At 59.6% G+C, this 24,062-nt stretch carries 30 protein-coding genes; all 30 read left to right on the forward strand.

The features are described from left to right. The first annotated feature begins 67 nt into the window (after positions 1 to 67). The 30 genes from N1037_08605 to N1037_08750 all read left to right on the forward strand — a co-directional run bounded on the left by N1037_08605 (position 68) and on the right by N1037_08750 (position 23,877). A complete protein-coding gene (locus tag N1037_08605; protein UWS81055.1) occupies positions 68 to 280 on the forward strand; it encodes an XRE family transcriptional regulator in 213 nt (70 codons plus the stop codon). Beyond that, entirely contained in the window at positions 277 to 600 is a 324-nt protein-coding gene (locus N1037_08610; GenBank protein ID UWS81056.1) for a hypothetical protein, read from the forward strand. Before N1037_08605 ends, N1037_08610 begins: the two co-directional genes overlap by 4 nt. Then, a complete protein-coding gene (locus tag N1037_08615; protein UWS81057.1) occupies positions 597 to 1,388 on the forward strand; it encodes a hypothetical protein in 792 nt (263 codons plus the stop codon). The genes N1037_08610 and N1037_08615 overlap by 4 nt, the downstream gene beginning before the upstream one ends. Before the next feature lie 113 nt (positions 1,389 to 1,501). Then, positions 1,502 to 1,831, forward strand: a complete 330-nt coding sequence (locus N1037_08620; protein UWS81058.1) for a hypothetical protein — start codon at positions 1,502 to 1,504, stop codon at positions 1,829 to 1,831. Beyond that, entirely contained in the window at positions 1,828 to 2,613 is a 786-nt protein-coding gene (locus tag N1037_08625) for a DNA methyltransferase (protein ID UWS81059.1), read from the forward strand. The genes N1037_08620 and N1037_08625 overlap by 4 nt, the downstream gene beginning before the upstream one ends. A gap of 25 nt (positions 2,614 to 2,638) precedes the next feature. Next, the gene (locus N1037_08630; GenBank protein UWS81060.1) at positions 2,639 to 3,034 is read left to right on the forward strand and encodes a hypothetical protein; all 396 of its coding nucleotides are present in this window, start codon (positions 2,639 to 2,641) and stop codon (positions 3,032 to 3,034) included. Further along, positions 3,022 to 3,678, forward strand: coding sequence for a YdaU family protein (locus N1037_08635; protein UWS81061.1), 657 nt, complete (start codon positions 3,022 to 3,024; stop codon positions 3,676 to 3,678). The genes N1037_08630 and N1037_08635 overlap by 13 nt, the downstream gene beginning before the upstream one ends. A 194-nt stretch (positions 3,679 to 3,872) precedes the next feature. Then, positions 3,873 to 4,448, forward strand: coding sequence for a hypothetical protein (locus N1037_08640; protein ID UWS81062.1), 576 nt, complete (start codon positions 3,873 to 3,875; stop codon positions 4,446 to 4,448). Further along, positions 4,445 to 5,224: a hypothetical protein gene (locus tag N1037_08645; protein UWS81063.1), complete on the forward strand. Its 780-nt coding sequence runs from the start codon at positions 4,445 to 4,447 to the stop codon at positions 5,222 to 5,224. Before N1037_08640 ends, N1037_08645 begins: the two co-directional genes overlap by 4 nt. Before the next feature lie 103 nt (positions 5,225 to 5,327). Next, a complete protein-coding gene (locus N1037_08650; GenBank protein ID UWS81064.1) occupies positions 5,328 to 5,708 on the forward strand; it encodes an HNH endonuclease in 381 nt (126 codons plus the stop codon). Between the two features lie 109 nt (positions 5,709 to 5,817). After that, the gene (locus N1037_08655) at positions 5,818 to 6,276 is read left to right on the forward strand and encodes a phage terminase small subunit P27 family (protein ID UWS81065.1); all 459 of its coding nucleotides are present in this window, start codon (positions 5,818 to 5,820) and stop codon (positions 6,274 to 6,276) included. Beyond that, the gene (locus N1037_08660; protein UWS81066.1) at positions 6,263 to 7,930 is read left to right on the forward strand and encodes a phage terminase family protein; all 1,668 of its coding nucleotides are present in this window, start codon (positions 6,263 to 6,265) and stop codon (positions 7,928 to 7,930) included. Before N1037_08655 ends, N1037_08660 begins: the two co-directional genes overlap by 14 nt. Before the next feature lie 11 nt (positions 7,931 to 7,941). Further along, positions 7,942 to 9,207 (forward strand): phage portal protein, encoded by a 1,266-nt coding sequence (locus N1037_08665; protein UWS81067.1) that lies wholly within the window; start codon positions 7,942 to 7,944, stop codon positions 9,205 to 9,207. Further along, positions 9,204 to 10,127 carry a S49 family peptidase gene (locus tag N1037_08670; protein UWS81068.1) on the forward strand — a complete coding sequence of 308 codons (924 nt, stop codon included), beginning with the start codon at positions 9,204 to 9,206 and terminating at the stop codon, positions 10,125 to 10,127. The genes N1037_08665 and N1037_08670 overlap by 4 nt, the downstream gene beginning before the upstream one ends. Before the next feature lie 109 nt (positions 10,128 to 10,236). Then, complete coding sequence (locus N1037_08675) at positions 10,237 to 11,541, forward strand: phage major capsid protein (protein ID UWS81069.1); 1,305 nt, start codon at positions 10,237 to 10,239, stop codon at positions 11,539 to 11,541. A gap of 75 nt (positions 11,542 to 11,616) precedes the next feature. Beyond that, positions 11,617 to 12,081, forward strand: coding sequence for a hypothetical protein (locus tag N1037_08680; protein UWS81070.1), 465 nt, complete (start codon positions 11,617 to 11,619; stop codon positions 12,079 to 12,081). Positions 12,082 to 12,093: 12 nt separating this feature from the next. Next, the gene (locus N1037_08685) at positions 12,094 to 12,669 is read left to right on the forward strand and encodes a hypothetical protein (protein ID UWS81071.1); all 576 of its coding nucleotides are present in this window, start codon (positions 12,094 to 12,096) and stop codon (positions 12,667 to 12,669) included. 68 nt (positions 12,670 to 12,737) lie between these two features. Next, positions 12,738 to 13,004 carry a head-tail adaptor protein gene (locus tag N1037_08690; GenBank protein ID UWS81072.1) on the forward strand — a complete coding sequence of 89 codons (267 nt, stop codon included), beginning with the start codon at positions 12,738 to 12,740 and terminating at the stop codon, positions 13,002 to 13,004. A gap of 1 nt (position 13,005) precedes the next feature. After that, on the forward strand, positions 13,006 to 13,491 hold the full coding sequence (locus N1037_08695; protein UWS81073.1) for a hypothetical protein: 486 nt from the start codon (positions 13,006 to 13,008) through the stop codon (positions 13,489 to 13,491). After that, positions 13,488 to 13,850: a hypothetical protein gene (locus tag N1037_08700; GenBank protein ID UWS81074.1), complete on the forward strand. Its 363-nt coding sequence runs from the start codon at positions 13,488 to 13,490 to the stop codon at positions 13,848 to 13,850. The genes N1037_08695 and N1037_08700 overlap by 4 nt, the downstream gene beginning before the upstream one ends. A gap of 47 nt (positions 13,851 to 13,897) precedes the next feature. Beyond that, positions 13,898 to 14,338, forward strand: a complete 441-nt coding sequence (locus N1037_08705) for a hypothetical protein (protein ID UWS81075.1) — start codon at positions 13,898 to 13,900, stop codon at positions 14,336 to 14,338. After that, on the forward strand, positions 14,335 to 14,733 hold the full coding sequence (locus tag N1037_08710) for a hypothetical protein (protein ID UWS81076.1): 399 nt from the start codon (positions 14,335 to 14,337) through the stop codon (positions 14,731 to 14,733). Before N1037_08705 ends, N1037_08710 begins: the two co-directional genes overlap by 4 nt. Positions 14,734 to 14,744: 11 nt before the next feature. Continuing rightward, on the forward strand, positions 14,745 to 15,050 hold the full coding sequence (locus N1037_08715) for a hypothetical protein (GenBank protein UWS81077.1): 306 nt from the start codon (positions 14,745 to 14,747) through the stop codon (positions 15,048 to 15,050). Next, positions 15,051 to 20,222, forward strand: a complete 5,172-nt coding sequence (locus N1037_08720; protein ID UWS81078.1) for a hypothetical protein — start codon at positions 15,051 to 15,053, stop codon at positions 20,220 to 20,222. Then, on the forward strand, positions 20,222 to 21,133 hold the full coding sequence (locus N1037_08725; protein ID UWS81079.1) for a hypothetical protein: 912 nt from the start codon (positions 20,222 to 20,224) through the stop codon (positions 21,131 to 21,133). Before N1037_08720 ends, N1037_08725 begins: the two co-directional genes overlap by 1 nt. A 12-nt stretch (positions 21,134 to 21,145) precedes the next feature. Next, positions 21,146 to 22,222 carry a tail fiber domain-containing protein gene (locus N1037_08730; GenBank protein ID UWS81080.1) on the forward strand — a complete coding sequence of 359 codons (1,077 nt, stop codon included), beginning with the start codon at positions 21,146 to 21,148 and terminating at the stop codon, positions 22,220 to 22,222. A 12-nt stretch (positions 22,223 to 22,234) separates the two neighbouring features. Continuing rightward, positions 22,235 to 22,549, forward strand: coding sequence for a phage holin family protein (locus N1037_08735; GenBank protein UWS81081.1), 315 nt, complete (start codon positions 22,235 to 22,237; stop codon positions 22,547 to 22,549). 71 nt (positions 22,550 to 22,620) lie between these two features. After that, positions 22,621 to 23,355 (forward strand): lysozyme, encoded by a 735-nt coding sequence (locus N1037_08740; GenBank protein UWS81082.1) that lies wholly within the window; start codon positions 22,621 to 22,623, stop codon positions 23,353 to 23,355. Next, positions 23,352 to 23,687: a hypothetical protein gene (locus N1037_08745; GenBank protein UWS81083.1), complete on the forward strand. Its 336-nt coding sequence runs from the start codon at positions 23,352 to 23,354 to the stop codon at positions 23,685 to 23,687. Before N1037_08740 ends, N1037_08745 begins: the two co-directional genes overlap by 4 nt. A gap of 7 nt (positions 23,688 to 23,694) precedes the next feature. Then, positions 23,695 to 23,877, forward strand: coding sequence for a hypothetical protein (locus N1037_08750; protein UWS81084.1), 183 nt, complete (start codon positions 23,695 to 23,697; stop codon positions 23,875 to 23,877). Positions 23,878 to 24,062 lie beyond the last annotated feature (185 nt).

Here is a 24,062-nt window from a genome sequence, read left to right on the forward strand (position 1 = left end):
TATATGCATCTATGGTATCGTTATATTGATCTTGACGTGAGTAGATCAAAAGAACTATTCGTGAGCCATGGAACAGTTCATGGCCAATGTGCGCGCCTATGCGGCGCAGTTCGGGATCTCCCCGTCGACCGTCATCCAGAAGGCTGGGGTTGGGGGTGGTGGCACCTGGGCAAAATGGGAAAGCGGTGACGGCAGCCCGACCCTGCGCACTGTTGATCGGTTGAAAGCCTATATGAAGGCGAACCCGCCCGCTGCTGACCAAGCGGAGGACGCCGCATGAGCCGCCCTCGTCTGACCCTGATTGTAAACAATGATATTCCATGCGCTGACCCTAGTGCGGGGCAGGGGCAAAGCTCTTGGTCAAATCAGTTTGACCCCTACGCCCTAAAGGCCAGTGCGCCGGATCTGTGGTCCAGTTATTTTCGCGCCCGGTTCAACAGCCCGCGCGAGGTAGCGCTGTTCTGCGATGTCAGTTTTCAAACCGCGCTGAATTGGTGGGGCGCAGTCACCGCCCCCGCCAGCCATATCGCTCTGCTGGTTATCCTCACAGATCCGTCTGCGCCTGATTTCTTTGGTGAAATGGTGGGGCAGGCGGCATGAGTGGGCTCGCTACAGGAGAGGGCCATATACAAAGCCCTTTTTGCTTTCATCCCAATAAAGAGGTGGTTCGATGCTTGATCCAAAAATGCAGTCATGGCGTGGGCGAATGCTCCATTGGTTCCGGTACCGATTTGATATCGGTTACCGGGTTAATTTTGAATTTCAGAGGCGCGATCGCCAGCGGTCTTCGTGGTGGTTGGCTTCTGTCAATTATCGGCCAGCGTCCGAAAACTGATCTGTTAAGTTGCTCTCATACTCGCGGCCCGGTCCATAATCTTTTCGCAGAGCCGCTCTGTCATTCTGGTCACTTCAAGGCCGCGTTCTACGGCGTCTTCAGGTATTTCCGTGGAAGTGACATAGGGCATTTTGGATACTCGAATGATGGCCTTGGACATCTCGGCGCATTTGTTTTCGGTTTCTCCCGCCCAGGCATTGGCGAACATGATCTCTGTAAAGAATTCCAGGGTCGCAAGTTTGGCGAGAATGTGTGGCAGGTGGTCGTCGGAGTTCAAGATAAAGTTCCTTTCGAAAAACATTGGTGTGTGACGAAAGGTGCAGGCAATCGGGGTGCTAAACAAGCCCCGGTTGTCTGCGAAAACACTGCAGGCGGCGGAGTGCCATCCGTCACCTCTGCCGACCGGGGGCAGGCATGCCTGCAACAAGTGGCTCCCAATCCCTCCCTGTCAAACTTGGGGCGTGTTGGCGCAAAATGTGCCGCGCGCCGCGCTTTTTTAGGGTGTTTCATTGGTGATCGCCGCGCTCAAGCGATGCGGGTTGCAGCCGAATGACCGCGCTCCCCGTTCCTCTCTCGACGCAGCGGCTCCAGTTTCCTGCGCAGCCAGATTGGACATGGTTGCGGTGGCATTGGCAGCGCATGCCTTGCCTGCATGAGGGGGTGCCGTTGGCGGACATAGCGGCGCGCGAAAAGGATCGACTGGCCTGTTTGGCAACGCCCTATAGCTATTCCGAGGGTGGCCCGGTGCTGGGCGCGGATTGTGCCGGCGCATGGATGCAAGACCTCGCCACCGCCGGGGTCATGGCGATTTCGCCAGCGTTTCTGGCCGGTTGGGGTGGGCTCAAGGCCGCTCAGCCTGCGCCTGCTGTCCGGGTTAGTGCATGTGTGGTGGTTCCCCCTGCTGTCGGCTGGCAAGAGGCCCCCGATGTTTGGGCTGCTGTTTGCCTGGCGCTGACGTCCGTCAAGCCGGTCTACCTGGTGGAGGGTTGCGCGTGATTGCTGGATATCGACGCAAAGAGGTGATCGGCGGTTGCACCCTCTACCTGGGTGATATGCGCGACGTGTTGCCAAGGTTGCCGGAGAAGGCCGCGCTTTGCGCCACGGATGCGCCCTACAAATTGACCTCGGGCGGCAAGGCAAATCAGTCCATGTCTGGCAAGTTCGCGCTGGATCGGTATGACAATAGTGGCGACCTTATGGCCTCTATCCCCTGGAACGAAATGGGCGGGCCTATCTATCGCGCGCTTAAATCCGACGCTGATGCCTACGTGATGTGCAACGATAAGCACTTTGGTGCGGCGCAGATCGCCTTTCAGGGTGTTGGGTTTAAGTTTCACAACCTGCTGACCTGGGACAAGGGCGCACCGACGCGGGCGCCGTTCTACATGAAGAACCAGGAATTCACCCAATATCTGTGGAAAGGGCGGGCGCGGCGGCCAAATTATGGCGGGGCCAAACAGTCCTTTGCCTGTGCGCGACCAAAAGGTGTCGATTGGCATCCGACGCCAAAGCCGACCTCTCTTATGGCTCTCTACATTCTGCAATCCTCGCAACCCGGTGATTTGGTTCTTGAACCATTTATGGGCGCTGGCGCCACTGTTCTGGCCGCGCTGGCCTTTGGTCGCCGTGCGGTGGGTGTCGAGATTGAGGATTCCTATTTTGAAAAATCCTGCGCCCGGATCGAGGCGGCACATCTGGCCGGGTTTGGTGAAGTGCGGGACGAGTGGGAACGAGATCGTTCGCGCAATAATTTGAAAGGATTGTGCTGTGCAGCTTAGTCAAAACATATCGGCGCGACAAAGGGTGTCGACAATCGCATCATCAGACCCGGTGGCAGTCATTCTGGGCATCGTGCGCGGCTATTACCACCTGCGCGCTGGCGAAATGGTTGGGCCCTGCCGTGCGCGGCGGCTGGCCTGGCCACGCCAGATCGCCATGGCACTGATCCGCCAAAAGGCCAACTGCAGCCTACCAGAAATTGGCCGGCGCTTTGGCGGGCGGGATCACACCACGGTCATGCATGCGCTGCGCGCTGTTGCGGATCGGCGCAAGGCTGATCGGCGGTGCGCTGCTGAATTTGTCGAAATTGAACGCCGGGTCGAGCTGGCCTTGGGGCAATCCTATGTCCGGCGTGAGCATATCCGGGGAAAGCCGTTTGTCTCGGTCAGAAAAAGGGAGGTGGGCCAATGTCGGATCTGATAGAGGGCCAGAACGAACCTGCGGATGTTTGGCCGCTGCGGCGTGGCGATACCCTTTCCTCGCATGATTGGTTTCCCTTCTACACCCACAGGTTTTTGGGTTCTCGATTCCTTAGCCGCTGCGTGATGCTGGGCAGGCGCGAGGATGTTGGCACCGCCGTGATCCTGTGGACCGAGTCCATGCGCCAGGATCCTGCTGGGACGTTGCCAGGGGATGACATTGATTTAGCTGACCTAGCCCGGTTCCGTTCGATCGAAGACTGGCAGGAAGCCAAGGAGAACGTGCTGCACGGTTGGGTTCCAGTTTTGGTGGAGGATGCCCGCACCGGCGAATATGAAACTCGCTTAGGTCATCCGGGCATAATTGAAGCGATCGTGACGGACATGAACAAGCGAAAGCGGGGGCGTGATGCTGCCCGTGAAGCTGGCCGGTTGGCACTCAAGAAGCACAAGATCCGCACCAAAATGCGGGACATGGGTGTCCAGGAGCATATCATCAAAGACGATCGCGCCATCACGGCCCTAGCTGAACACTTCGAGCATTCGGAGCTATACATCACCCCCGACAATGTGCGCGCGGCCATGGCGGAGGTGCTTGGTTACACGGGCGAGGTAACGCCCATTAGCGCGGCGCGGGATCGGTGAAATTCAACTGCAATACAACTGAAATGAAGTGAAATGATTTCACTTAGATTTCAGTAAGATTTCGGCCTGCAGGTGAAATTGCCCTACAGGACAGAACAAAAAAAAACAGAAAAATACAAAACACCTTACTGGCCGAAAACCGAAAGGCTGGTGTGTGTGGATAGCCCGGAAGCACTGAGAAAAGGAAAGAGGCGATGGCATCGGATTTGAAAGAGGCAAAGCAACGGGTGCGGGACCATCTGGTGCAGCCCTTGACCCGTTTGGGGTTGCGGCGCGCCTCTGGCGTGACCGTGGCGCAGTTTGATGCAACGATTGATGAGCTATGTGGTCGCCTGTCCTACATGACGGCTATCAACCTGGATGCCTTGGCAGAGCAGGCCTCAAGATTGGCCGGTGGGAAAGATCGCTCACTGTTTCCCAGTGCCTCAAAAATTCTTGCTTGGGCTGCGGATATTCAGCCGCCAGAGGATAGCGCTTCTCCCCTGTTGATTGCTGTCTTCTCCGGGCCTTTGGGAAGCCAGGCTATGGCGGAGGATTGGGCGCCCGAGCTGCGCTCATATGTGCGCAAAGAACGTATTTGGCCCAAGGGAATTCCCCTTGTTGCGATCAAAGAGAGGGCAAAGGAAGCGCGCCGCCGGTTGGAGTTGATCGAAGAGGTGCAAGGGCAAGGCCGTGTTCCAAACCCTGTTGACCTGGACATGCAGAAAAAACGAGCGGCGGCGGCTGAAAAATGTGCGCTGATCATGCGGCAAATTGAGGTGAATAAATGAGCGAACAGGTGGTGATTGTAACCTCGGCAGGGGTGGCCCGGTTGCAAGATGAGGTATCGCGGATTTCCAAGATTAAGGCGCGCGGTCGTGTTCCGGCTGAGTGTGGGCCTGCCATTCCGGTGGCCCCTGGCCGTGGTCCCATGATGCGCTTCACGCCGCGCGAGATGCGCCAGACCGAATGTGGTGGCTTTGTCTCGGTCAAGACTGGCGAGGCGGGCCGGGATGCGGCACGGGTTGCAGATGCGTTCGATGCGATGGAGCGGGCTTCACTAAAGGCGCATCGGGCGGCAGAGGTCAGGCGGGCCTCGGCTGGACAGGATCCGCAGGCCTATAGGGCATTGTTCACGCCGGGGCAGATCAGCGCGGCGCGCGACTATGCGGCGCTGGTCGAGCGGGTCACAGCGTCGGGCGTCAAATGTTCGTCTCTTGAGGCTGTTCATTCCGGCGGTGCCGGTGGTGGTGATCGAGAGGCTGCGATCTTTCGGGACTTCCAGAGATTGCGGGCTTTGCATCGCCGCATTGGCGATGGGCTGGCAAAGGAGGTTAGACGCATCCGGCCATCAAAGAATGGTGGGGTGAAGCGCCGGGCCATCTATGTTCGTCGGTTGGTCGATATGGTTTGTCTGGGTGATATGCCGCTGCATGAGGTGTTGAATAAGCACGGCTGGGAGAAAAAGGGCGATGCAATCAAAGCGTTGCGGGTTGCTCTTTGCGCTGCGCTAGATCGAATGCAGGGATATGATCTTGCTGATGCAAAAAATGGTGTTGACAGTTAGGTCACCTGCAGAGCATGAATAGTGCATAATCAACAAAAGCGCCCACGGGAAACCGGCGGGCGTTTTTGCGTTGTGTGCTTTCAAACATTGTTGGGAATTTCCGGTGGCGCGATCGAAGATCTGCGTGGCGGCTGGCTGCGATGAGATCGCATTGCCTGGGCTGTCGCATTGCGAAGAGCATGAGGGGGTGCGCAAGGACAAGCTGAAGGCGCGGCGGCAGGTGGCACAGACTTCGCCGGCTGCTCTGGCTGCGCGGCGATTGTACGCGGATCCGAAATGGAAAGCGGCGCGGCTGGTTCATCTGCGCCAGCATCCGCTCTGCAAAGACTGCGATGAGTTGGGCGTGGTCGAGGTGGCCACGGATGTGGATCACATCACGCCACACAAAGGCGATCGCAAATTGTTCTGGGATCGCAAGAATTGGCAGAGCCTTTGCCACTCTTGTCACAGCCGCAAGACCGCGCGTGAGGTGTTCCGCCGATAGGGGGGGTATCTCAAAACTGAGGCCCCACAATACAAACCGGACGGATAACCTTTTTTTACGCGACCGGGAAATTGGAGAGAAAAACCCACTTTGAGAGGAGGGATGAGAAATGAAGGGACGCAAGCCGGATCTGCAAAATGTCATCCCCATGAAGGGGGATATCCAAAGAGAAATACCGGCGGCGCCGGACTTCATGGATGATCTCGCCCGTGATGTCTGGGATGAGCTGGTGCCGGAACTGGTGAAGAAAGAACGGATGGAACTGCTCTTCAAATATCAGTTTGCGAGCTACTGCGTGGCGGTGTCAAATTTCATTTCCTCTACCAATACGGTGGCGATGGAAGGCCAGTTTTATGACACTGGCAAGGGGCGCAACGGCAATCAAAAGCGCAAGCATCCAGCGCTGACCTTGCAGGAAACGGCGGCAAACACGATGCGGAGAGAGGCTGCTCTGTTTGGTTTGAGCCCAGTGGATGAGGCTCGGCTGGGGGCTGGAAGCCAAGGCGAGTTGTTTGATCAAGTAATGGCGCAGCTGAATAAACCTACTGGAACCAATGGAACCAATTGACCACCCTGTCAGCCGCTATGCGCTGGGGGTTGTTGAGGGGGATCTGGTTGCGGGCGATCTGGTGCGGATGGCCTGCGAGCGCCACCTGATGGATCTGGAAACCGGGGCCGATCGCGGGCTGTTTTTTGATTGCCAGGCCGCCAGCCGGATTATCAACTGGGGCGGCATGCTGCAGCACACAACCGGGCCGATGGCTGGCCAGCCTCTGAAGCTGGAACCCTGGCAGGAATTTAGGCATGGTTCTGTCTTTGGCTGGAAGCGATCGGAAACCGGTCTGCGGCGGTTCCAGTCGACCTATCACCAGGTGGGCAAGAAGAACGGCAAAACCACGGATACGGCGGTGCCGATGCTCTATACCCAGTTGTTTGATGGTGAGGCGGCGCCGCAGGGCTATTGCGCGGCGACCACCAAGAACCAGGCGGGGCTGCTATTCAAAGAAATGAAGCGGATGATCAAGCGATCACCGCTCTTGCGCGAATTCATGGATGTCTCACGCACCGCGATCGAGACTGCCAAAACAGACGGGCTGATTGCCTGTCTGAGCCGGGACGGTGATTCCTCGGATGGGATTAACCCCAGCTTTCTGGCGCGCGACGAAATGCACCGCTGGACCGATCGCGAACTGGCGGACACGATTGTTGAGAGCATGATCGCACGTGCGCAGCCGATCGATTGGGTGATCACCACGGCGGGGCAAGACCGCGCATCGCTCTGCGGTGAGCTGCGCGACTATGGCGAAAGTGTGCTGCGCGGCGGCGTCGAGGATGATGCCTTTTTTGGCTACATCGCAGAGCCGCCCGCAGATTGTGATCCGGCGGACCCGCAGTTCTGGGCCATGGGCAACCCCAATCTGGGGGTGAGCAAAAAGATCGATGCGATGCAGTCGACGCTGAAAAAGGCTCTGGCGATCGCGGGGCGCATGCCCAACTTCAAGCGCTTTCACTTGAACCTCTGGACTGAAGGGGCAGAGACCTGGATTGCGCGGGATATCTGGGACAAGGGCATGGCCAGCGCGCCGTTTGACATAGAGCGCCTGTATGGCCGCAAAGCCTGGGTCGGGCTGGATCTGTCCAACAAGATCGACACTACGGCGATTGTGATCGCGGTGCCAGTTGATGGGCTGATCTACCTGGTCGCCTTCACCTTCCTGCCAGAAGGGCCCAAGGGATTTATTCAGCGGGCGCAATCGGAAAAGCGGGAATATGTCGGCTGGCGTGATCAGGGGTGGCTGGAGATCCACAAAGGCGGAACCATTGATGAGGATGAGCTGGCCACCCGGTTGGAATGGATCCGCCAGCACTTTGATCTGCAGGAAGTGGCCTATGACCCCTGGGGCATGAAGTATCTGGCCGACAAGCTGGACAAGCGCCGGTTTCCGATGGTGGAGCACCGGCAGGGCTATCAGTCGATGTCAAACCCGATGAAGCGGTTTGAAGAGAAAGTGATGGAAAACAGGATCCGTCACGGCGGCAATCCAATGCTGGCTTGGCAGGTTGGCAATGTTCACCGGGATGAGGATGCCTCCGAGAATGTGAAGCCAAACAAAAAGAAATCATCGGGCCGGATCGATGCGGCGGTGGCCGCGATCATGGCGCTGGGGCGCGCCGAGGCGGGCGAACAGAAACGCAAAGCGCGGGAAGTCGAGGTAGTATGAAAATCTTTGGAATGGATTTTTCGCGTGGTTCAGATGAGACGGTTGTGCAGCGGGTGGAACCGCCTGTGATGTCTGCCGAGGCGGCGACCTCTGGTACCATGAAGCCGGAACCTTGGTTGTCTGATATTGCCTGGGGCGGTTCTGGCGGGCGCTTGGCGAAGCACCTGCCGCGCGTCTCTCCACAGCGGGGCGAACAGCATGCGACAGTGTTTGCCTGCTGCAATAACATCGCCGGGGATCTTGCCAAAGTGCCGTTGAAGCTTTGGCAGCGTAAAGGCGACGGGGAAGAGGTGCGGGTGCGAGATCATCCGGCGGCCTATCTGCTGAATGTCGAGGCCTCGGAGGGTGTGCCGGCCAAGGTGATGCGACTTGCTCTGATCTATGCCTGGGCGCTGCGCGGCAATAGCTATGCCTATGGCCCGCGCGATCGCGGCGGCGAGCTGGAGCTGATCGAGATAATCAACCAGGATGCCTGCACGATGCTGCGCTCTGGCCGGTCGCGGTTCTATGATTTTACCGATGGGGCAGACGTGCAGCGTCGCGCGCCCAGCCGGTCGATGGTGCATCTGCGCTATTTGGCGCTGGATGGCTGGACGGGCCGGTCTCCTTTGCAGGTCGCAACTGAGAGCGTTGGATTGGCTTTTGCCGGGCAAGAGGCGGCGGGCCGGTCTGTTTCTGGCGCCCATGCCAAGGCCTTTCTGAAACTAGGTGAAGGCTATGAAGACGATGCGGCGCGGACCCGCAATGCGCGGCGGCTCAAGGATCACATCACCAATCCGAACTCGGATGGCATTCCGGTTCTGGGGCCGGAGGATGATATCAAAAGCCTTGATCTGACAGCGGCAGATCAGGAGCTACTGGCCAGCCGCAAGTTTGACCGCGAGCAATTGGCTGCAATTTACCGGATGCCGCCCAGCAAATTGCAGATGCTGGAAAACGGAGTGAAGGCAAACGGCGAACAGCAGGCGATCGATTATCTGACGGATTGCCTCTTGCACTGGTCGGGGTTGGCAGAGGAAGCCATGGCGATGTCGGTGCTGACGCGGGGCGAAAGAGATAGCGGCATGTTCCTGCGCCATGACTTTGGCGCTTTGCTGCAGCCCACAATCAAAGATCAGATCGAGGCGGTGACCAAGGCGGTTGGGGGGCCGATCTATACCCCGAATGAGGGGCGCAAAAAGGTTGGGCTACCGGCCACGGAAAATGGCAACAAGATGAACCCTGCGCCCAACATGACCCGCAAAGAAGAGGCAAAGCCGAAAGGAAAAGAGCAATGACAGTGACCACTATTGCAGCCCTGTTGGGGGCCGCGCCGCTGGCAATGTCCGAGCATGGGTTGCCCATGTTGTCGATGGGGTTGCCAAAGGAAGAGGCTGTTTCCTCGGTTGATGTGTCAGCCATGGGTGGTGATGCGATCAAGTTTGAACGTGGCCAGCGGTTTGCGGTGCATCGCGGCGTTGCCTTTGTTCCGGTGCGGGGCATCCTTACGCCAAACTCGGCCATGCTGGAGCGCTATCTGGGCTGGGCCACCTATCACGGGTTGGCAGAAACCATGGCGGCAGTCACTGCCAGCGATGAGGTGCAGGCCACGGTGATGTTGTTTGACACGCCGGGCGGCTCAGTGATGGGCATTCAGGCCGCAGTGCAGGCGGTTCGCGCGGCAGTCTCGGTCAAGCCGGTGCATGGCTTGGTGCATCCGTTGGCGGCCTCGGCAGGCTACTGGCTGGCCAGCCAGTGCAGCGATTTGAGCGCCACCCCTGGCTCCTGGGTTGGCTCGGTTGGGACCATGGCCACAATGGCTCAACCAATGCAGCCGGGATCCGGTGGCAACCAGGTCTTTATTCAGACCTCGGCCCATGCCGGTGCCAAGCGGCCTGACCCGTCAACAGATGAGGGCAAACAACTGACCCAGATGCGCCTGGATGAAATGGAAGGCGAATTCCTGGCAGCGGTCTCCGAGGGGCGCAAAATTGCAGTTGAAGACCTCCCTGGGCGGATGAGCCGAACGGATAATGTCGAGGATGGTGGCGACGTGTTTTGGGGCGCGGATGCCATCAGCCGCGGGCTGGTGGATGCAGGAGAAACTCTGCCCGACTTTCTGGCGCGCATCGGCGGGCTTTATGCGCCCAAACCGCGCCCCAAAACACGGGCTGCCATGGCACTGGCCGAAGCCGCCCAGGCGCAAGCCACCCTTTAAACCTCACGATTAGTCACCGGCACCCCTGCCTGTGTTCACCTCGCGCATTTGCGGCGGGGCCAATTGGGCTGCGATTCTGCAGCCTTTCCATGACGAAAAGGAAACCAACATGGATATCAACGATCTGCGCCGCATGCTGAAGGCGGCGGCTGAAAATATGGGTACCACGGCAAAGGCGCTGGATGATTTGGAAGCCAGCGGCACTGCCGAGGCCAGCGCGATCGAGGCGGCGACTGCTGCCTTTGATGCGGCCAAGAAAGAATTCGACGGGTTGAAGGTCCGCGTCGCACGGGCTGAGGATGTCGAGGCGGCCCAGTCCAGCGCAGCGGGTTCTGAACAAGATAGCGGCGGGGTTGGATCTGGTCGTATTCCTGGGAAGGTTGCCAGTACTGATAATCAGGGTGTCGACACCGGGTTGATGGTTGCCGCATTGGCCAATGCCGGGGGTAATCGTGACCAAGCTGTTGCAGCGCTGGAGCAGCAGGGGCATAGCGGGATTTCAGCCGCCCTGTCTGGCGCTGTGCAAAGCGCTGGTGGGGTGTTGATCCCGCGCCCGCAGTCTGAGGTTTTGATCAAGCTGCTCACTCCTAAAGTGGTTGTGCGCAAACTTGGCGCGGTGGTTCACGACATGCCAGCGGGTATGATGCGCAAAGGGCGCGAAGCAAGCCCTCCAACCGCTGGCTACATCGGGGAAAACGCGGCGATTGTCGAAAGCGAGCCTACTTTTGACCATGTTGATCAGGATTTCAAAACCCTGGCTGCGCTGGTCCCGATCGGCAATGCTTTGCTGGCGCATGGTAGCCCTAGCATTGGGGCTTCTGTGCGGAACCAGCTCTTGACCTTTATGGGTTTGCGCGAAGACTTGGCGTTTATTCGCGGTGATGGTTCTGGGAATACACCCAAAGGTCTGCGGAATTGGTGCTTGCCTGGGCATTTGGAGGCTGCGGTTGCCAATACGCCCGCTGTGGTCGAGGCAAAGCTGCGTTGGCTGGTAAGCGTGGTTGAAGACAGCAACGTGCCAATGCTGAGCTGTGGCTGGATTATGCGCGGCGCAACCAAGCATTTCCTGGCCAGCCTGCGCGACCCTTCCGGTGCAAAAATGTATCCATCGATCGATGCCAGCAATACGTTGCACGGTTTTCCGATTGAGACCACTTCGCAGGTTCCGAACAATTTGGGCGGTGGCACTGATACCGAAATCACCTTTGCCGATTTCTCGCAGATCATGATTGGCGATGCTCAAGAAATTCGCGTGGCGACCTCAACTGAGGCGACCTACGTGGATACAGGCGGCAACACTGTTTCTGCTTTCCAGCGCGATCAGACCTTGATGCGTGCGATCTCGCGGCACGACCTGGCACCGGAGCATGACGAGGCGATCTCGGTGCTGACTGGTACCGGCTGGGGTCTCTAAACCCCTCTGAACGGCGCGACAATCAGGGTGGCCTAGCGGTCGCCCTTTTCTTTTCCTGAGACTTGGAGACGTGAGATGACACGTATCATCGTGAAATTCCTTGCGGGATATTCCCGCTACAACAAAGGCGAAACCGCAGCTTTTGATGAAGAGAAGGCAAAGCAGCTTTGCGCTGGGAAGTCCCCAGTTGCAGAGATGGTTGGGCCGGTGAAACAACCAACTGCCATGACCAGCGCGGATATTGATCTGCTGGGCCGTGAACGCGAAGAGCTGACCTTGGCTGGCAAGAATATTGCCGACCAGGTGGCGAGCGTAGAACGCCGCGAACAGGAGTTGGCGGCTGGCGTGTCTGGCCTTGAGGATCGTGAGCGGGATCTGGCGGCGCGTGAATTGGCACTGGCTGAGCGAGTGAGCGCAATCGAGGTCGCCGAGGTTTCCAATGCAGATCCGGCGCCTGCGGATAAGGCCGAGGGTGAAGTCTCGTCGGAAGCCAAAGGCAAGGCACCTGGCGCACCGCCAAAGCAGGGCGCGAAATCGTAAGGAGCGCGGGATATGCGGGTAATCGATGTCGATCCTTTAGTGCCAGGTGTGGCGCTGGAAGACTTCAAAAAGTCAATTCACTTCCTGGTGGATGATCCAGATGAAGAGACAGCGCTGCAGCTTGCCTTGCAATCGGCAGAGGCTGCGGTTGCAACGGCTACGGGTTGCCCGCTTGCCCCGCGTTTAGTCGAATTTGTAGCCACGCGCGGTGGTTGGTGCCGGTGGTGGTTTCCTGTGCTGCCGGTGCAGGAACTGGTTGGCTTGGCTCTTGATGACGGTGTGGGTGGTTGGGCCGATCAGTCTCTTGATGGGGCTTGGGTGCAGCAGGCTTTTGATGAGCCACAGCTTGTCCTTGGTCCTGCCTGGGCTGGGCGCTCTGCCAGTGGCGATCTGATCCGCATACAGGCACGGGTTGGCGGCGCTGATGCGCAGACGCTGCCACGGTTGCGGCAGGCGGTGATCCTGTTGGCAAAGGAATGGTTCGAGGCGGGGATTGCGCTGGATGGCGAAGACGTGCCCCGCATGTCTTTTGGAGTGCATCGCTTGTTGAAACAGGCGCGCTACCGTCGCCCTTGCGAGGTCGAGTGATGGGATTGAGGTTTGATCGAAAAGTCACCTTTCTCAATTCTGTAGTGGAAAAAAACGACGCTGGCGAAATGGAGGCAGTGAGCTGGCAGGAGGGCAGGAAGGCCTGGGCCAGCTATACGCCGGTTTCCGATGGTGAGCGGTTGCAAGCTGCAGCGGTTCAACAAAAGGCCGAGGCTCGTTTTGTTGTTCGCTGGCATGCGTCCTTGGCAAGTCTTGATGGTGAAAACCGCCTGCACTTTGAGGGCGCAGATTGGCACGTCACCGGAATCAAGGAAGTTGGGCGGCGGCGGGCGTTGGAGATTTCGGCCTGGAAAATTCACAAGGCGGGTGGCTGATATGGTTGCGAAGCTTCGCATTGAGGGATCCGGCGATATTGAGCGCGCCCTGGTGCAGCTCACGCGGGGGCAATCCAAAGCCTCGGGACGGCGGGCGCTGAAGAAGGTTTTGAAGCCGGTAGCAGCAACGGCTGAAACCATGGCGGGCGGCAAGTTCAAAGTTGCCGTGACTAGCAAGCTGGACAAGGGGCAGAAACGGGGCGCGCGCGGAGATCAGGGGCGCAACCGCGTGGCCATGTATGTGGGGCCCGTGCAGGAAGATGGCAGTCTCGCGACCCATGCTCACCTTTATGAGGATGGCACCGCGCCGAGATATCAGAAATCCACGGGAAAATTCACCGGCGAAATGCCCGCTAACCCCTTCATGCGCCCAGCCTGGGATCTCTATGCGCCGGGGATGCTGGAGGCGCTGGGGTTGGAGATCCGCAAGGATATTGAAAAGGCGCTGGAGCGGGCGCGGCGCAAAGCTTTGAGGGCGGCGAAATGAGCATGGAACGCGATCTAAGAGTTTTGCTCGAAACCATTGGCCATCCGGTGATCTGGGGCATGTTTGGAAAAGATGTCAGCTTTCCACGGATCAGCCTGCAGCGCGTTGGCACGGTGACAGCCTATTCTCTGAAGGGGCGATCAAATTTGGAAGCCGCGCGGGTGCAGGTGAATATTGATAGCCTGTCTTATGGCGCGCTGATCTCTCTGGGTCCTCAGGTTTCAAATCTTCTGACAGAATATAGCGGTGGATCTGTGATCCGCTGCAAAGAACTCTCGCGCCGGGACGGATCATCCGAGACCGGCGGGGAAGTAGTCCGGCGTCAAATGCTGGATTTTCAGGTGCGCTACCGCGCCTGACCTTCGCCGGGTGACCGGCTATCTGAAAAACTGAAAGGAATAAGCCAATGGCAGAAAATGTCATTCCGGGCGATCTGTGCGATGTGCAGTGGTCTGAAGACGGGGTCGCCTGGGAGGTGATCAAGGGATGCAAAACAGTTGGTATCCCCGAGGAAAGCCCGGAATACCGGGACCGCACCTCGCTGGACAGCCCTGGCCGCAGCAAGGAATACGGCGTCGGCCTGACCGATACGGGCGAGCTGACGCTGAGCTGTTTCTACTCGTCCGATCTTTATGAACAAGCGCTGGCCCGCAAAGGCAAGGTGATCTTCTTCAAGGTGGAGCTGCCCGCTGTGGACGGCGAGCAGCTCACCGGGGATGCCTTTGATTACAAGGCCTTTGTGAACCCCTCTATTCCGTCGATGGACGTGGATGGCGATCTGATGACCGATCTCAAACTGCGCCCGACGGGTGTGGTTGGATGGACCAAAGGGGATCCAGTCGTATGATCCGCAGTGCAACCATGAAGCTGGGGAAAAAGACCCTCAAGCTGAAGTTCTCGACCCGTGCCCTGATCCGCATTGAAGCGGAAAACGGCGGTCAGTCTTTTGACACCCTGCTGGATCAGCTGATCACCGGCGCCGGGGGCGTGACCCTTATGGCCTCGGCTTTGGGGGCGGGTCTCAATGATGGCAAGGGCATCGATCGCGACCAGGCCCTGGATCTGATCGACCAGGCGGGCGGGGTGCGCAAGCTGATCCCGCTGGTTGGTGAGGCCATTGGCGCCGCCTTTGACGTCAAATCCGCTGAGGATGAAGGCGACCAGGTTGATGAGACCAGCGAGGCAGCGGACGCAGCGGGCGAGGCGGCGCCGGGAAAGGGCAGTGCCGCCGCAGGGGCGTAGACTGGGAGGCCTTGTTCTCCACGTGGTGCGGGCTGGACCTGCACCACGATGACTTTTGGGACGTTACCCTGCGGGAATACGATCTGATCACGGGCGGCAGGATCAAGGCCAAGGATCAGGAGTTCAAGGCCTGGCGGGTGCTTAATCAGGAACTGGGCATTCTGGTGCAGTTTGCCTTCCATGATCCCAAAAAAATGCCGGACTTCACCAAGGCGGCGGAGCCTGCAAAACCGGCAATCCGGGATAGAGCGCAGGATCTGAACAAGCTGCGCGCGGGTCTGATGGCGCTGCACTTTCAAAGCAAAAAGGGAAAATAGATGTCTGCAATTATTGGCTCACTTCGGGGGCTGTTGTCGCTGGAATCGACTGCTTTTGAAAGTGGGGCCAAGCGTGGCATTGCGGCCATGGGCAATGTTGAGCGCCGCATGGTGCGTCTGGGCAATACAGTTGAACGCCAGGGGCGCAGGCTCGCCCTCGGCCTCACTTTGCCGATGGTGGGCGCGGCGGCAATCGCGGTGAAATCCAGCCTCAAGATTGTCGATGCACAGGCAAAAATGGCCCAGTCTCTGGGCACCTCGGTTCAATCCATGCAGGTGATGAGCCGGGCGGCGGATCTGTCGGGGGTGTCAATTGGGGAGGTTGAGCAGGCCACCATCCAGCTGACCAAGCGGCTCAGCCAGGCGGCGGCGGGCAGTGGCCCTGCGGTCAAGGCGCTGGACCGGCTGCACCTGAGCGCCGAGGCGCTGCAGCGCCTGCCGCTGGATGAGCGCATGGCGAAGATCCAGGATGCCATCGCCCGCTACGTGCCAGAGGCAGAGCGCGCGGCTGTTGCCTCGGAACTCTTTGGCAGTCGTGCCGGGTTGATCTTTACCCGCATTGATAGCTCGGCTTTACGTGTTGCAACGGATGATGTGACCCGGTTTGGCCTGGCAATTTCTGAGGTGGATGCGGATCAGATCGAGCGCACCAATGACGCGCTGTCGCGTATGGGTGTTGTCGGGCGCGGCATGGCCAATCAGCTCACGGTGGCGCTGGCCCCATTTCTTGAAGATCTAAGCGACAAGGCGGCAAGCGCGGCTGAGTGGTTCACCAATCTATCTGATGGCACCAAGGCGATGATTGCCAAGGGTGCAGCGTTGACCGCCGCCATCGGGCCTGTCGCGATCGGCCTTGGCTTGGTTTTGAAAGTTGCCGCTCCGCTGGTTGGGGTCGTGGCTGCGATAGCCTCGCCTGTTGGTCTGGCGGTGGCCGGGTTCACCGCCTTGGCGGTTGCAAGCACCGCGCTTGCCGGTAGCGCATCTGGGGCAGTCTCCTTTGCAGAGGCGCATGAAATCGCAATGGATAATGTGACCATTGCGATGGGCGATCAGATCCACGCAACCGCACGGCTGGCAGATGCCCTGCGCAAAGGGGGGCCGGTCACACTGGCAGCGATCGAGGCCAAGATGGCGGAGGCTGAAGCGCGTCGCGCGGTTACCGCAGAGCTGGTGCGTGAGCGGCAGGAAAAGGAGCTGGAGGCGCTTGGCTATTACAAGCTGCTGGAGTCGATGGGGCAATATCAGCAGGCCCTGGCGGCTATGCGGACGCCGGGGGATGATCTGGAGCAAATGCCTGCCCGTCTGCGGGCCTCTTATGAAGAGGCAGAGCAGAGCCTTGCGGCGCTGTTGGTTGAGCAGCAGCGTTTGCTGGAAGGGGTGCGCAGCCAGAACCATCTGACTGAAGAAGAGCAGGCAAACCTGCAGCAAATCCAGGCCAATCTTGCCGAGCTGCAGCGGCGTTGGAATGAGCTGAACGGGATCACTTCGGAGAACGTCACTTTGACCGATCGCGGCACAGTGGCGGCTGGTCAACTGGCGCAGGGGCTTGGTGGCGCTGCGGGGCAGGCGGCGGCTCTGCGGGGCTATCTCTCCGGGTTGCCTGGGGCACTGGCAGGGGTGCAGGCCAATATCGCTGGTCTCAAGGCAGGTATGGCCGTTCTTGCTGGTGGTGGTGGTGAGGCTGCTGCCAATGTTGCCAAGTACCGCGCCGAGCTGGTCGCAGCCATGCCGCCTCTTGAGCAGATGCAAGATGGTCAGCGCGAATTTGTCGAGGAAGGGATCAATCAGCAGGTGCGCCTGTTTGAGGAAAACCAGCGCCTGAGCGGCGAATATCGCGCGCAGATCAGCGCCCTGAATAAGGTCAGCTCTGCCGGGGGCGCGGCCAGCAAAAGCGCTTTGGCTGCTCTGCAAAAAGAGATCCGCGACCGGCGCGCCCTGGTGGGGCTGACCGATGAGCAGCGCCAAAAGCTGGAGGCGGTACGCGCGGTGCAGCAGAAACTTGGCCGCGAAGGGGCGGGCATCGGCAAGGCGCAGATCGAGGCGCTGGCGGATCAGGTGATTGAGCTGGACCGGGTGGATGCGGCCCTGGACCGGGTGCGGGATCAGCAGGAGCGTTGGGCGGAGAATATCACCCGCACCGCCTTTGAGGGCGGCAACCTGGGCGACACCATCAAGGGCATGCTCAAGGACATTGCTTTCCAGTTTGCCAATTCCAGGATTGTGCTGCCAGTGGTGGCCTCGGTCTCGGGCATTCTTGGGCTAGGCGGTCTTACCTCTGGCGGCGGTGGTAGCGCCGGGGCTGCGCTCTCTGGTGGCGGCGGTGGTGGTCTCGGCGGTGGTGGGCTTTTGAGTGGGGTCAGTAACATTGCCAGCCTGGTGGGGGGCGGTGGTGGCGTTTTGTCTGGCATCGGTTCCGGTCTTGGTGGGGTGCTGTCTGGTGGTGGCCTTGGGTCCAGTTTTGCCAATCTGGGCGGGCTGGTCTCCGGCGCCTCTGCTGGGTGGGGTGCCGTTGGCGCGGCCATACCTGCGGTTGGCATTATCCTTGCTGTGGTCGGTCTGCTGGCCAAGGGGCTGAGCCGCAAATACGCCGGCACCGGCATTCGGGGCAACTTTGACGCCGAGGGCTTCAACGGCGGCCAGTTTGATTTTTACAAAGGCGGCTTTCTGCGCTCCAACCGCACCTATTACAAACCGCTGGAATATGAGTTTGAGGCGGCGCTGGATGACAGCATGGCGGGGCTGACCACGGGCCTGACGGATATGGCGGATACGCTGGGGCTGCGTATGGATGCGCTGGAAGGCTTCGCGAGTGAAGGCTTCACAATCTGGATCAACGGCAAAAGCTCTGAAGAGATCCAGGCCGCACTCATGGAGCAGATTGAAGCCACCGGCAATTCCATGGCCGAACTGGTTCTGGGTACGGAGAAGTTTACCCGCTCCGGGGAAACCGCGCTGGAAACTCTTGGGCGTTTGTCCAGTCGTCTCCTGGCGGTCAATGATGTTGCGGATCTGCTGGGCCATCAGAGTTTTGATATGTCTCTGGTGGGGGGTGACAGGGCCTCTGGTCTGGTGGATCGCTTTGGCGGTTCGGAGGCGATGAACGCAGCGGCCAATAGCTATTTTGCCGGGTTTTATACGGACGCCGAGCAGGTGGATACCGTTCTGCGCCGCCTGGGCGATCGGTTTGAGGATCTCGGCCTGGCGATGCCTGAGAGCCGCGAGGGGTATCGCGAGCTGGTGGAGGCGCTGGACCTCACCACCACCCATGGGCGGGATCTTTATGCCAGCTTGTTGCAGATGTCGGCAGCAATGGATCAAGTCTTGCCGCAGGTGGACAGCTTCACCCTGTCGATGACGGGTATGCTGGATGAGATTGGCGGCGAGATTGGCCTGCAGATCGAGACGGCGCGCGACATGGCGGCGGATGCACGGGAGGCGGCCACCCTTTGGGCTAGAACCGCTGATAGTTTGCGCAGCACTCTGGCGGATCTGGGACCCTCTGAGCTGGGCGGGGCCAGCCGGGACCAGGCCGCAGCGGCGCAGCGTAGAACCTATGAGGATGCTTTCCAGGCGGCGCGCGGCGGCGATCAGGAGGCAGCGGCTGGCCTGGCTGCACTGGCGCGAAACTACCTGAAAAGCGCACAAGGTTCGGCCAGCTCTTCCCAGGAATATCGCCGCATCGCGTCCCAGGTGCAGGGGCAGTTGAACTTTATCGCCGGGATCTCTGATCTGGAGAGCGGCAATGATGAGGTGCTGGAAGCGCTGTATAATCAGCAGATCGAGGTTCTGACCGGGCTGGGCACCTTCCTGCAGCTGAACGGCCTGACCAGTGATCAGGTTGGCGCGCTGACAGCTGGAGTGCAGGCGTTGCATGCGGATTGGGATGGCACGGTTGGGGCGTTTCAATCTTCGCTTGGTGCTCTGCAGGATGCGATCACGAATGCTGAGGCCTTCTCCTATGATGACCTGGTGGGGCGGCTGGATGTTGCGGTGGCACTGGATGACACCGCGCCGGGCTGGCTGCAGCGGTTGGTTGAGAGTGCCGGGGCGGGGATCCAGACAACACTGGATTTTGTCATTCGCCGCGATGATCTGACAGCGGCAGATCGCTGGATTGCCACCAATGCCCTGTCGGAGCATGTGGCCACGCTGGATCTGGTGCTGGGGCAGGATCTCGATCGCGGCACCCGGCGTCTGGCGCTGAACACCGCAGCTGAGATCCGGCGCGATATGCGCCTGAACCTGGTGCAGGATCTGGACGCTGACACGCGGGGCCTGTTGCTGACGCGCACTGCAAATTTGTCGCGCCGGGTGAATGTGGCGCTGACCAATGGCGCAGATAAAACCGTAAGGCGTTTGAACCGCTTGCAGGATCTGATTGGCGGTTCCGGCAGCGGCAATCTGACCTTTGCCGGTGGGGTGCAGTTGACCGCTGACAGTGTGTTCAATGATCTGAGCAGCGCCACCAATGAACTGGTGCGCCCCATGACGCAGTTGCACGATATGCTGGGGGATCTGCGCGATGCGGTGAATGCCGATGTGGCGCAGCGCCAGACCCAGCTCAAACTTGTTGAATTGCAGTCAACGGGCGTGGCGGTTGCTGAGCGCCGGGAAAACCAATCACAAGGCACTCTGGACACCTTCAACGCCCTGCGCCGCCAATATGAGATTACTTTGGTTGGTCAAAACGAAAGCGTGGGCCTTAATCGCAACGGGCTGCTGACCTCTTCCTTTGACTATTACGGCGGTCCAGAGGCGAATTTTGAGCCCTTCAAGGCGGCACTGGAGGCACAGCTTGGCTCGCGGTCCTATGCAGAAATCATGGGCAATATGAATGCCTCGATCGAGGCTAAGAATGCGCGGCTAGAGCGGCTGCGGGGGCAGGTCCGAGGGCTGGGCGGGGTGCCGCAGTTTGCGGCTGGCGGTGTGCATGCCGGGGGCTGGCGCGTGGTTGGCGAACGTGGCTGGGAGCTGGAGAATACCGGATCCAGCCGGGTGATCAGCCATTCCGATTCCAAGGCCATGCTGGACAATCGCCGGGTGGTGGAAAGCGTCGATAATCTGGCGCGCCAGGCTGGGGTGCAGGGCCAGAAGGTAGAGCTGCTGATCAAGACAATCGCGCGCCATATTGAGAGCTGGAATGACGCCGGCCTACCAAAGGAGGTGGTGTGATGGACTTCAATATTATTGCGCCAATGCCGGTCACGGATGTGGAGCTGGTGGGCTCCAATATTGCCGAGGATGATCACCCGGTCTGGGATGCGGGCACCACTTATGGGCTGGGGGATCGGGTGATCTCTCTGGTCACCCACCGCATTTATGAGAGCGTCCAGCCTGGCAATCTGGGCCACGATCCGGTCTCGGATGATGGCACCTGGTGGCTGGATTTGCAGCTCTCAACGAACCGCTGGTCAGCCTTTGACAACCGCCGCTCAAACAAGGCCAGCCGGGCGGATGAGATCACCTATTCGATTGTGCCGACGCGGGACTGCGATGCGATCTCGCTGTTTGGCCTCACGGCGGGGGCGGTGCAGATCGCGGTGCGCGATGGCGGCACCTTGATTTATGATCAGAGCTTTGTTCTGGCGGACACCGGCCATGTGGTCAGCATGTACACCTATTTCTTTGGCGGCATTTTTTATGCGCGCCAGAAGGTGCTGAACGGCTTTCCGGGCTACATCGGCCACCGGATTGATATCACCATCTCCGCACCGGGTGCGGTGGCCGAGGTGGGCCATATTGTGCTGGGGCGCAATCACATCCTTGGCACGGTCATGGATGGGGCGGAGATCGGCCATGTCAGCCACAGCCGTAAAGAGTTTGACCAGTTTGGCGATGAGCTGCTGATCAAGCGCGGCTCTACGCGCAAGGTCACGGTCCCGCTGCGGGTGCCAACCCTGCAGGCTCCGCGCGTGATGGATATTGTGGCCGAGGTCGATGGGCTGGTCACCGCCTTTTATGGCTCCAGCGAGCACGCGCCAAACTACGGCATCGAGGGCCTTGGCTTTGTTGATGACCACACTCAGCCGCTGGATGCAGCTGGGGATTCACTCTTCACCCTTGTTCTGAAAACCATCAAATAGGAGTGCTCAACTATGGCAGCACCCATTGCCCCGGCTTTGCCGGCTATTCCGTCACGCTCTGCGCCCGAGGCAGATTTTGACGTCAAAATGTTTGCCCTGTTCAAATGGGTCACCGATGATTTTGTCGGCTTCATGGAGGCCTGGCGGGCCTATCTGGAAACCAGTAGCACAATTGTTGGCGGTGCGCTGAATGGGACCACCATTGGCCAGACCACGCCAGCCGCGGGGGCGTTTACTGAGCTGGATGTTGTTGGGAACGTCGTTGTTGGAACCCCTGAATCCTGGACGTTCGCAGCCTCTTGGCGCGGGATCAAAGTCACCGCTCGCCATGCGTTGCAGGCGACGCACAGTGCCGGCTCCGTTGCACTATCTTCAAATTGTGCAATCGGCCCTAGCGGTTGGGCATACACTTTTGATGCGATGGCCGGAAACTATACCCAGTCGGGTGGCGCTCACATCTTCAATCGGGCTGTGGCTGGCGTTGAAGGCGATCCAGTCACATTTATCGAAACCGCCCGCTTTGAGGACAATGGGGTCTTTAAGCCCGGTGCAGACAACAGTCAGTCTCTGGGGGCGGCAGCAAAGCGCTGGTCTGTCGTTCATGCGGGTTCGGGGGCAATCAACACCTCCGATGAGCGGTCCAAAGAACAGATCTCAGACCTTGACGCTGCTGAAACGCGCGTGGCCATTGCGGCCAAAGGGCTGCTGAAAAAGTTCAAGTTCCGGGACGCGGTCGCGGCCAAGGGTGCAACTGCTCGCTGGCACTTCGGGGTGATTGCCCAGGAACTGGCGTCAGCCTTTGTGGCCGAGGGGCTGGACGCCTTTGATTATGGCCTGCTGTGCTGGGACGAATGGTGGGAAGCTGATGTGCGGGTTCCTGCGGTCTATGTGGATGAGATCACCAAGCTGTTTGATGAAGAGGGCAATCTGCTGGCGGAACCAATCACGGAAGCGGTTCTTGCTGAGCCTGCGCGTATTGAGCGCCAAACCTTTGAGAGTGCAGAGACTGCGCCGGATGGTGCGGAGCGCTTCGATCGCTATGGGGTCCGCTATGATGAGCTGATTGCCTTCATTCTGGCCGCGCAGTGAGGGGGGCAGGAAATGGATGAAAGCGGATTGATCGACTGGATGTCGAACCTGCTGGGCGGTGCGGCAACGACGCTGGTCGGGGCCAGTATAGGCCGCCTGATGTGGCATTCTGGTGAGGTGCGCAAAGGCCAACGCCGTTTCTTTGGCCCGGAACTGTTCTGGGAAATCCCGGTGGCCATCGGCATGGCCATCATTGGCGAGGCCATTGCCAGCTATATGGGCGCCGGGCCCACCGTGACCACCGGCATTGTGGCGCTGGCGGCTTACATTGGCCCCCGCGGCGCTGAGGTGTTGCTGACCAAATGGCTTGTACGAACTAAGCCGTAACGAAACCACAAAACTCAAAACCTAAACCCAGCCCTGCCTTTGGCGGGGTCTTTTGCATTGGAGCAATCATCATGAAACTGATCTCAAACTGGCGCGCCACGCTTGGCAAGTCCTGGTCTGTCTGGCTCATTTTGGCGAGCCTGGTTCTGCTGGGCGGATACTTTCTGGCCCTGGTTCAACCCGGCATGCTGGGCTGGGATCCGCTGTATTTTGCCATGGCCTCGGCCACATGCCAGGTGCTGGCGATCCCGGCGCGGCTGGTGCTGCAAAGCGGGCTCTCGGGCCTGTCCAGCCTTGCCGCCTTCCGGCGCGATCAGTCTGGTGCGGTGCGACGGCGCACGGTTGGCGTTATTTCTGCCAGTGGTCTCGCGCTTTCCATGGCCGTTGGCTTCATTGGCCAGTGGGAGGGGTTGCGGACGCAAGCCTACCGCGATGTCGTTGGCGTCTGGACCGTCTGCTATGGCGAAACCAAGGGGGTGCAGCGCGGTGATCGCTATAGCAAGGCGGAGTGCGATGCCATGCTGGCGCGCGAGATCCTGGCCTATGAGGCGGCGCTGGACCGCTGTTTGACCCACCCGGTGCCGGTGGGCATGAAGATCGCCCTGGTCAGCTGGACCTACAATGTCGGGGCAGGGGCTGCTTGTCGCTCGACCCTGGTGCGCCGCGCCAATGCCGGGGATCTGACAGGCGCCTGCAATGAGCTGCCGCGCTGGAACAGGGCAGGCGGGCGCGTCTGGGCTGGGCTGGTCAATCGGCGTGGCGCCGAGCGCGCCATGTGCCATCAGGCGCTGAAAGAGGCAGCATGATCCCGGCTGTTCTCTCGCGCAATCTGCCAGGGCTTGCCCTGGTGGCCATGCTGGCCGGGGCGGTCTGGACCATTCGTGATGCCTTCCAGGACCGCACCCGGTTGCGCGCCGAGCTGGCGGCCACACAAGCCGATCTCGCCACAACGCAGGCTAGCCTGCAGCAAGCCGCAGAGACCGCCCGCATTCACCGCGCCCACCGGGACCGCGCCGCCGATGAGGCCCGCGCCTGGGTGGCGCTATCAAATGAGTTGCAAAACATGGAGGGCCGCGATGCGCCTTTATCCCCTTTGCTTGCTGCTACTGCTGGCCGGTTGTTCTCAACCCGTCCGTGAGGCGGTGTTGCCGCCGCCAAATGTGCCTGCCGATCTGCTGCAACCCTGCGCGGGATACACCGGGCCAGTGCCGCAATCTGAGGGTCAGATCTCGGATGCCCTGATTGCCGAGGCGCGCGGGCGGTCCTGCGCCAATGGCAAGCTGGCCGCAGTGGCTGAGATTCTGGCCGCGCCAAACTTTGAAGACTGATCCTGACCTGCCACCGCTGCTGGACCGCGAATTTTGAACAGCTACAATAAGGCAACACTCGTTGACAACGGGCGGATTGCGGACATTAGCTGCACCTGCGAGAGCTCCGGGACGGACAGACTGAAGCAGCCGTTCCAAACCATCTCAAGCGGATCCCATATGCTGCGCCACGCGCCAAGGTCGGC

Source organism: Phaeobacter sp. G2, assembly GCA_025163595.1.
Taxonomy (GTDB): Bacteria; Pseudomonadota; Alphaproteobacteria; order Rhodobacterales; family Rhodobacteraceae; genus Pseudophaeobacter.

What these genes read in the sequence shown, in the direction of transcription:
- N1037_08610 (UWS81056.1), top strand. Translation starts at nt 277, where the DNA reads ATGAGCCGCCCTCGTCTGACCCTGATTGTAAACAATGATATTCCATGC.
- N1037_08740 (UWS81082.1), top strand. Translation starts at nt 22,621, where the DNA reads ATGAAACTGATCTCAAACTGGCGCGCCACGCTTGGCAAGTCCTGGTCT.
- N1037_08710 (UWS81076.1), top strand. Translation starts at nt 14,335, where the DNA reads ATGATCCGCAGTGCAACCATGAAGCTGGGGAAAAAGACCCTCAAGCTG.
- N1037_08640 (UWS81062.1), top strand. Translation starts at nt 3,873, where the DNA reads ATGGCATCGGATTTGAAAGAGGCAAAGCAACGGGTGCGGGACCATCTG.
- N1037_08675 (UWS81069.1), top strand. Translation starts at nt 10,237, where the DNA reads ATGGATATCAACGATCTGCGCCGCATGCTGAAGGCGGCGGCTGAAAAT.
- N1037_08725 (UWS81079.1), top strand. Translation starts at nt 20,222, where the DNA reads ATGGACTTCAATATTATTGCGCCAATGCCGGTCACGGATGTGGAGCTG.
- N1037_08635 (UWS81061.1), top strand. Translation starts at nt 3,022, where the DNA reads ATGTCGGATCTGATAGAGGGCCAGAACGAACCTGCGGATGTTTGGCCG.
- N1037_08645 (UWS81063.1), top strand. Translation starts at nt 4,445, where the DNA reads ATGAGCGAACAGGTGGTGATTGTAACCTCGGCAGGGGTGGCCCGGTTG.
- N1037_08655 (UWS81065.1), top strand. Translation starts at nt 5,818, where the DNA reads ATGAAGGGACGCAAGCCGGATCTGCAAAATGTCATCCCCATGAAGGGG.
- N1037_08700 (UWS81074.1), top strand. Translation starts at nt 13,488, where the DNA reads ATGAGCATGGAACGCGATCTAAGAGTTTTGCTCGAAACCATTGGCCAT.
- N1037_08660 (UWS81066.1), top strand. Translation starts at nt 6,263, where the DNA reads ATGGAACCAATTGACCACCCTGTCAGCCGCTATGCGCTGGGGGTTGTT.
- N1037_08690 (UWS81072.1), top strand. Translation starts at nt 12,738, where the DNA reads ATGGAGGCAGTGAGCTGGCAGGAGGGCAGGAAGGCCTGGGCCAGCTAT.
- N1037_08665 (UWS81067.1), top strand. Translation starts at nt 7,942, where the DNA reads ATGGATTTTTCGCGTGGTTCAGATGAGACGGTTGTGCAGCGGGTGGAA.
- N1037_08705 (UWS81075.1), top strand. Translation starts at nt 13,898, where the DNA reads ATGGCAGAAAATGTCATTCCGGGCGATCTGTGCGATGTGCAGTGGTCT.
- N1037_08670 (UWS81068.1), top strand. Translation starts at nt 9,204, where the DNA reads ATGACAGTGACCACTATTGCAGCCCTGTTGGGGGCCGCGCCGCTGGCA.
- N1037_08745 (UWS81083.1), top strand. Translation starts at nt 23,352, where the DNA reads ATGATCCCGGCTGTTCTCTCGCGCAATCTGCCAGGGCTTGCCCTGGTG.
- N1037_08695 (UWS81073.1), top strand. Translation starts at nt 13,006, where the DNA reads ATGGTTGCGAAGCTTCGCATTGAGGGATCCGGCGATATTGAGCGCGCC.
- N1037_08735 (UWS81081.1), top strand. Translation starts at nt 22,235, where the DNA reads ATGGATGAAAGCGGATTGATCGACTGGATGTCGAACCTGCTGGGCGGT.
- N1037_08720 (UWS81078.1), top strand. Translation starts at nt 15,051, where the DNA reads ATGTCTGCAATTATTGGCTCACTTCGGGGGCTGTTGTCGCTGGAATCG.
- N1037_08680 (UWS81070.1), top strand. Translation starts at nt 11,617, where the DNA reads ATGACACGTATCATCGTGAAATTCCTTGCGGGATATTCCCGCTACAAC.
- N1037_08605 (UWS81055.1), top strand. Translation starts at nt 68, where the DNA reads ATGGAACAGTTCATGGCCAATGTGCGCGCCTATGCGGCGCAGTTCGGG.
- N1037_08685 (UWS81071.1), top strand. Translation starts at nt 12,094, where the DNA reads ATGCGGGTAATCGATGTCGATCCTTTAGTGCCAGGTGTGGCGCTGGAA.
- N1037_08615 (UWS81057.1), top strand. Translation starts at nt 597, where the DNA reads ATGAGTGGGCTCGCTACAGGAGAGGGCCATATACAAAGCCCTTTTTGC.
- N1037_08730 (UWS81080.1), top strand. Translation starts at nt 21,146, where the DNA reads ATGGCAGCACCCATTGCCCCGGCTTTGCCGGCTATTCCGTCACGCTCT.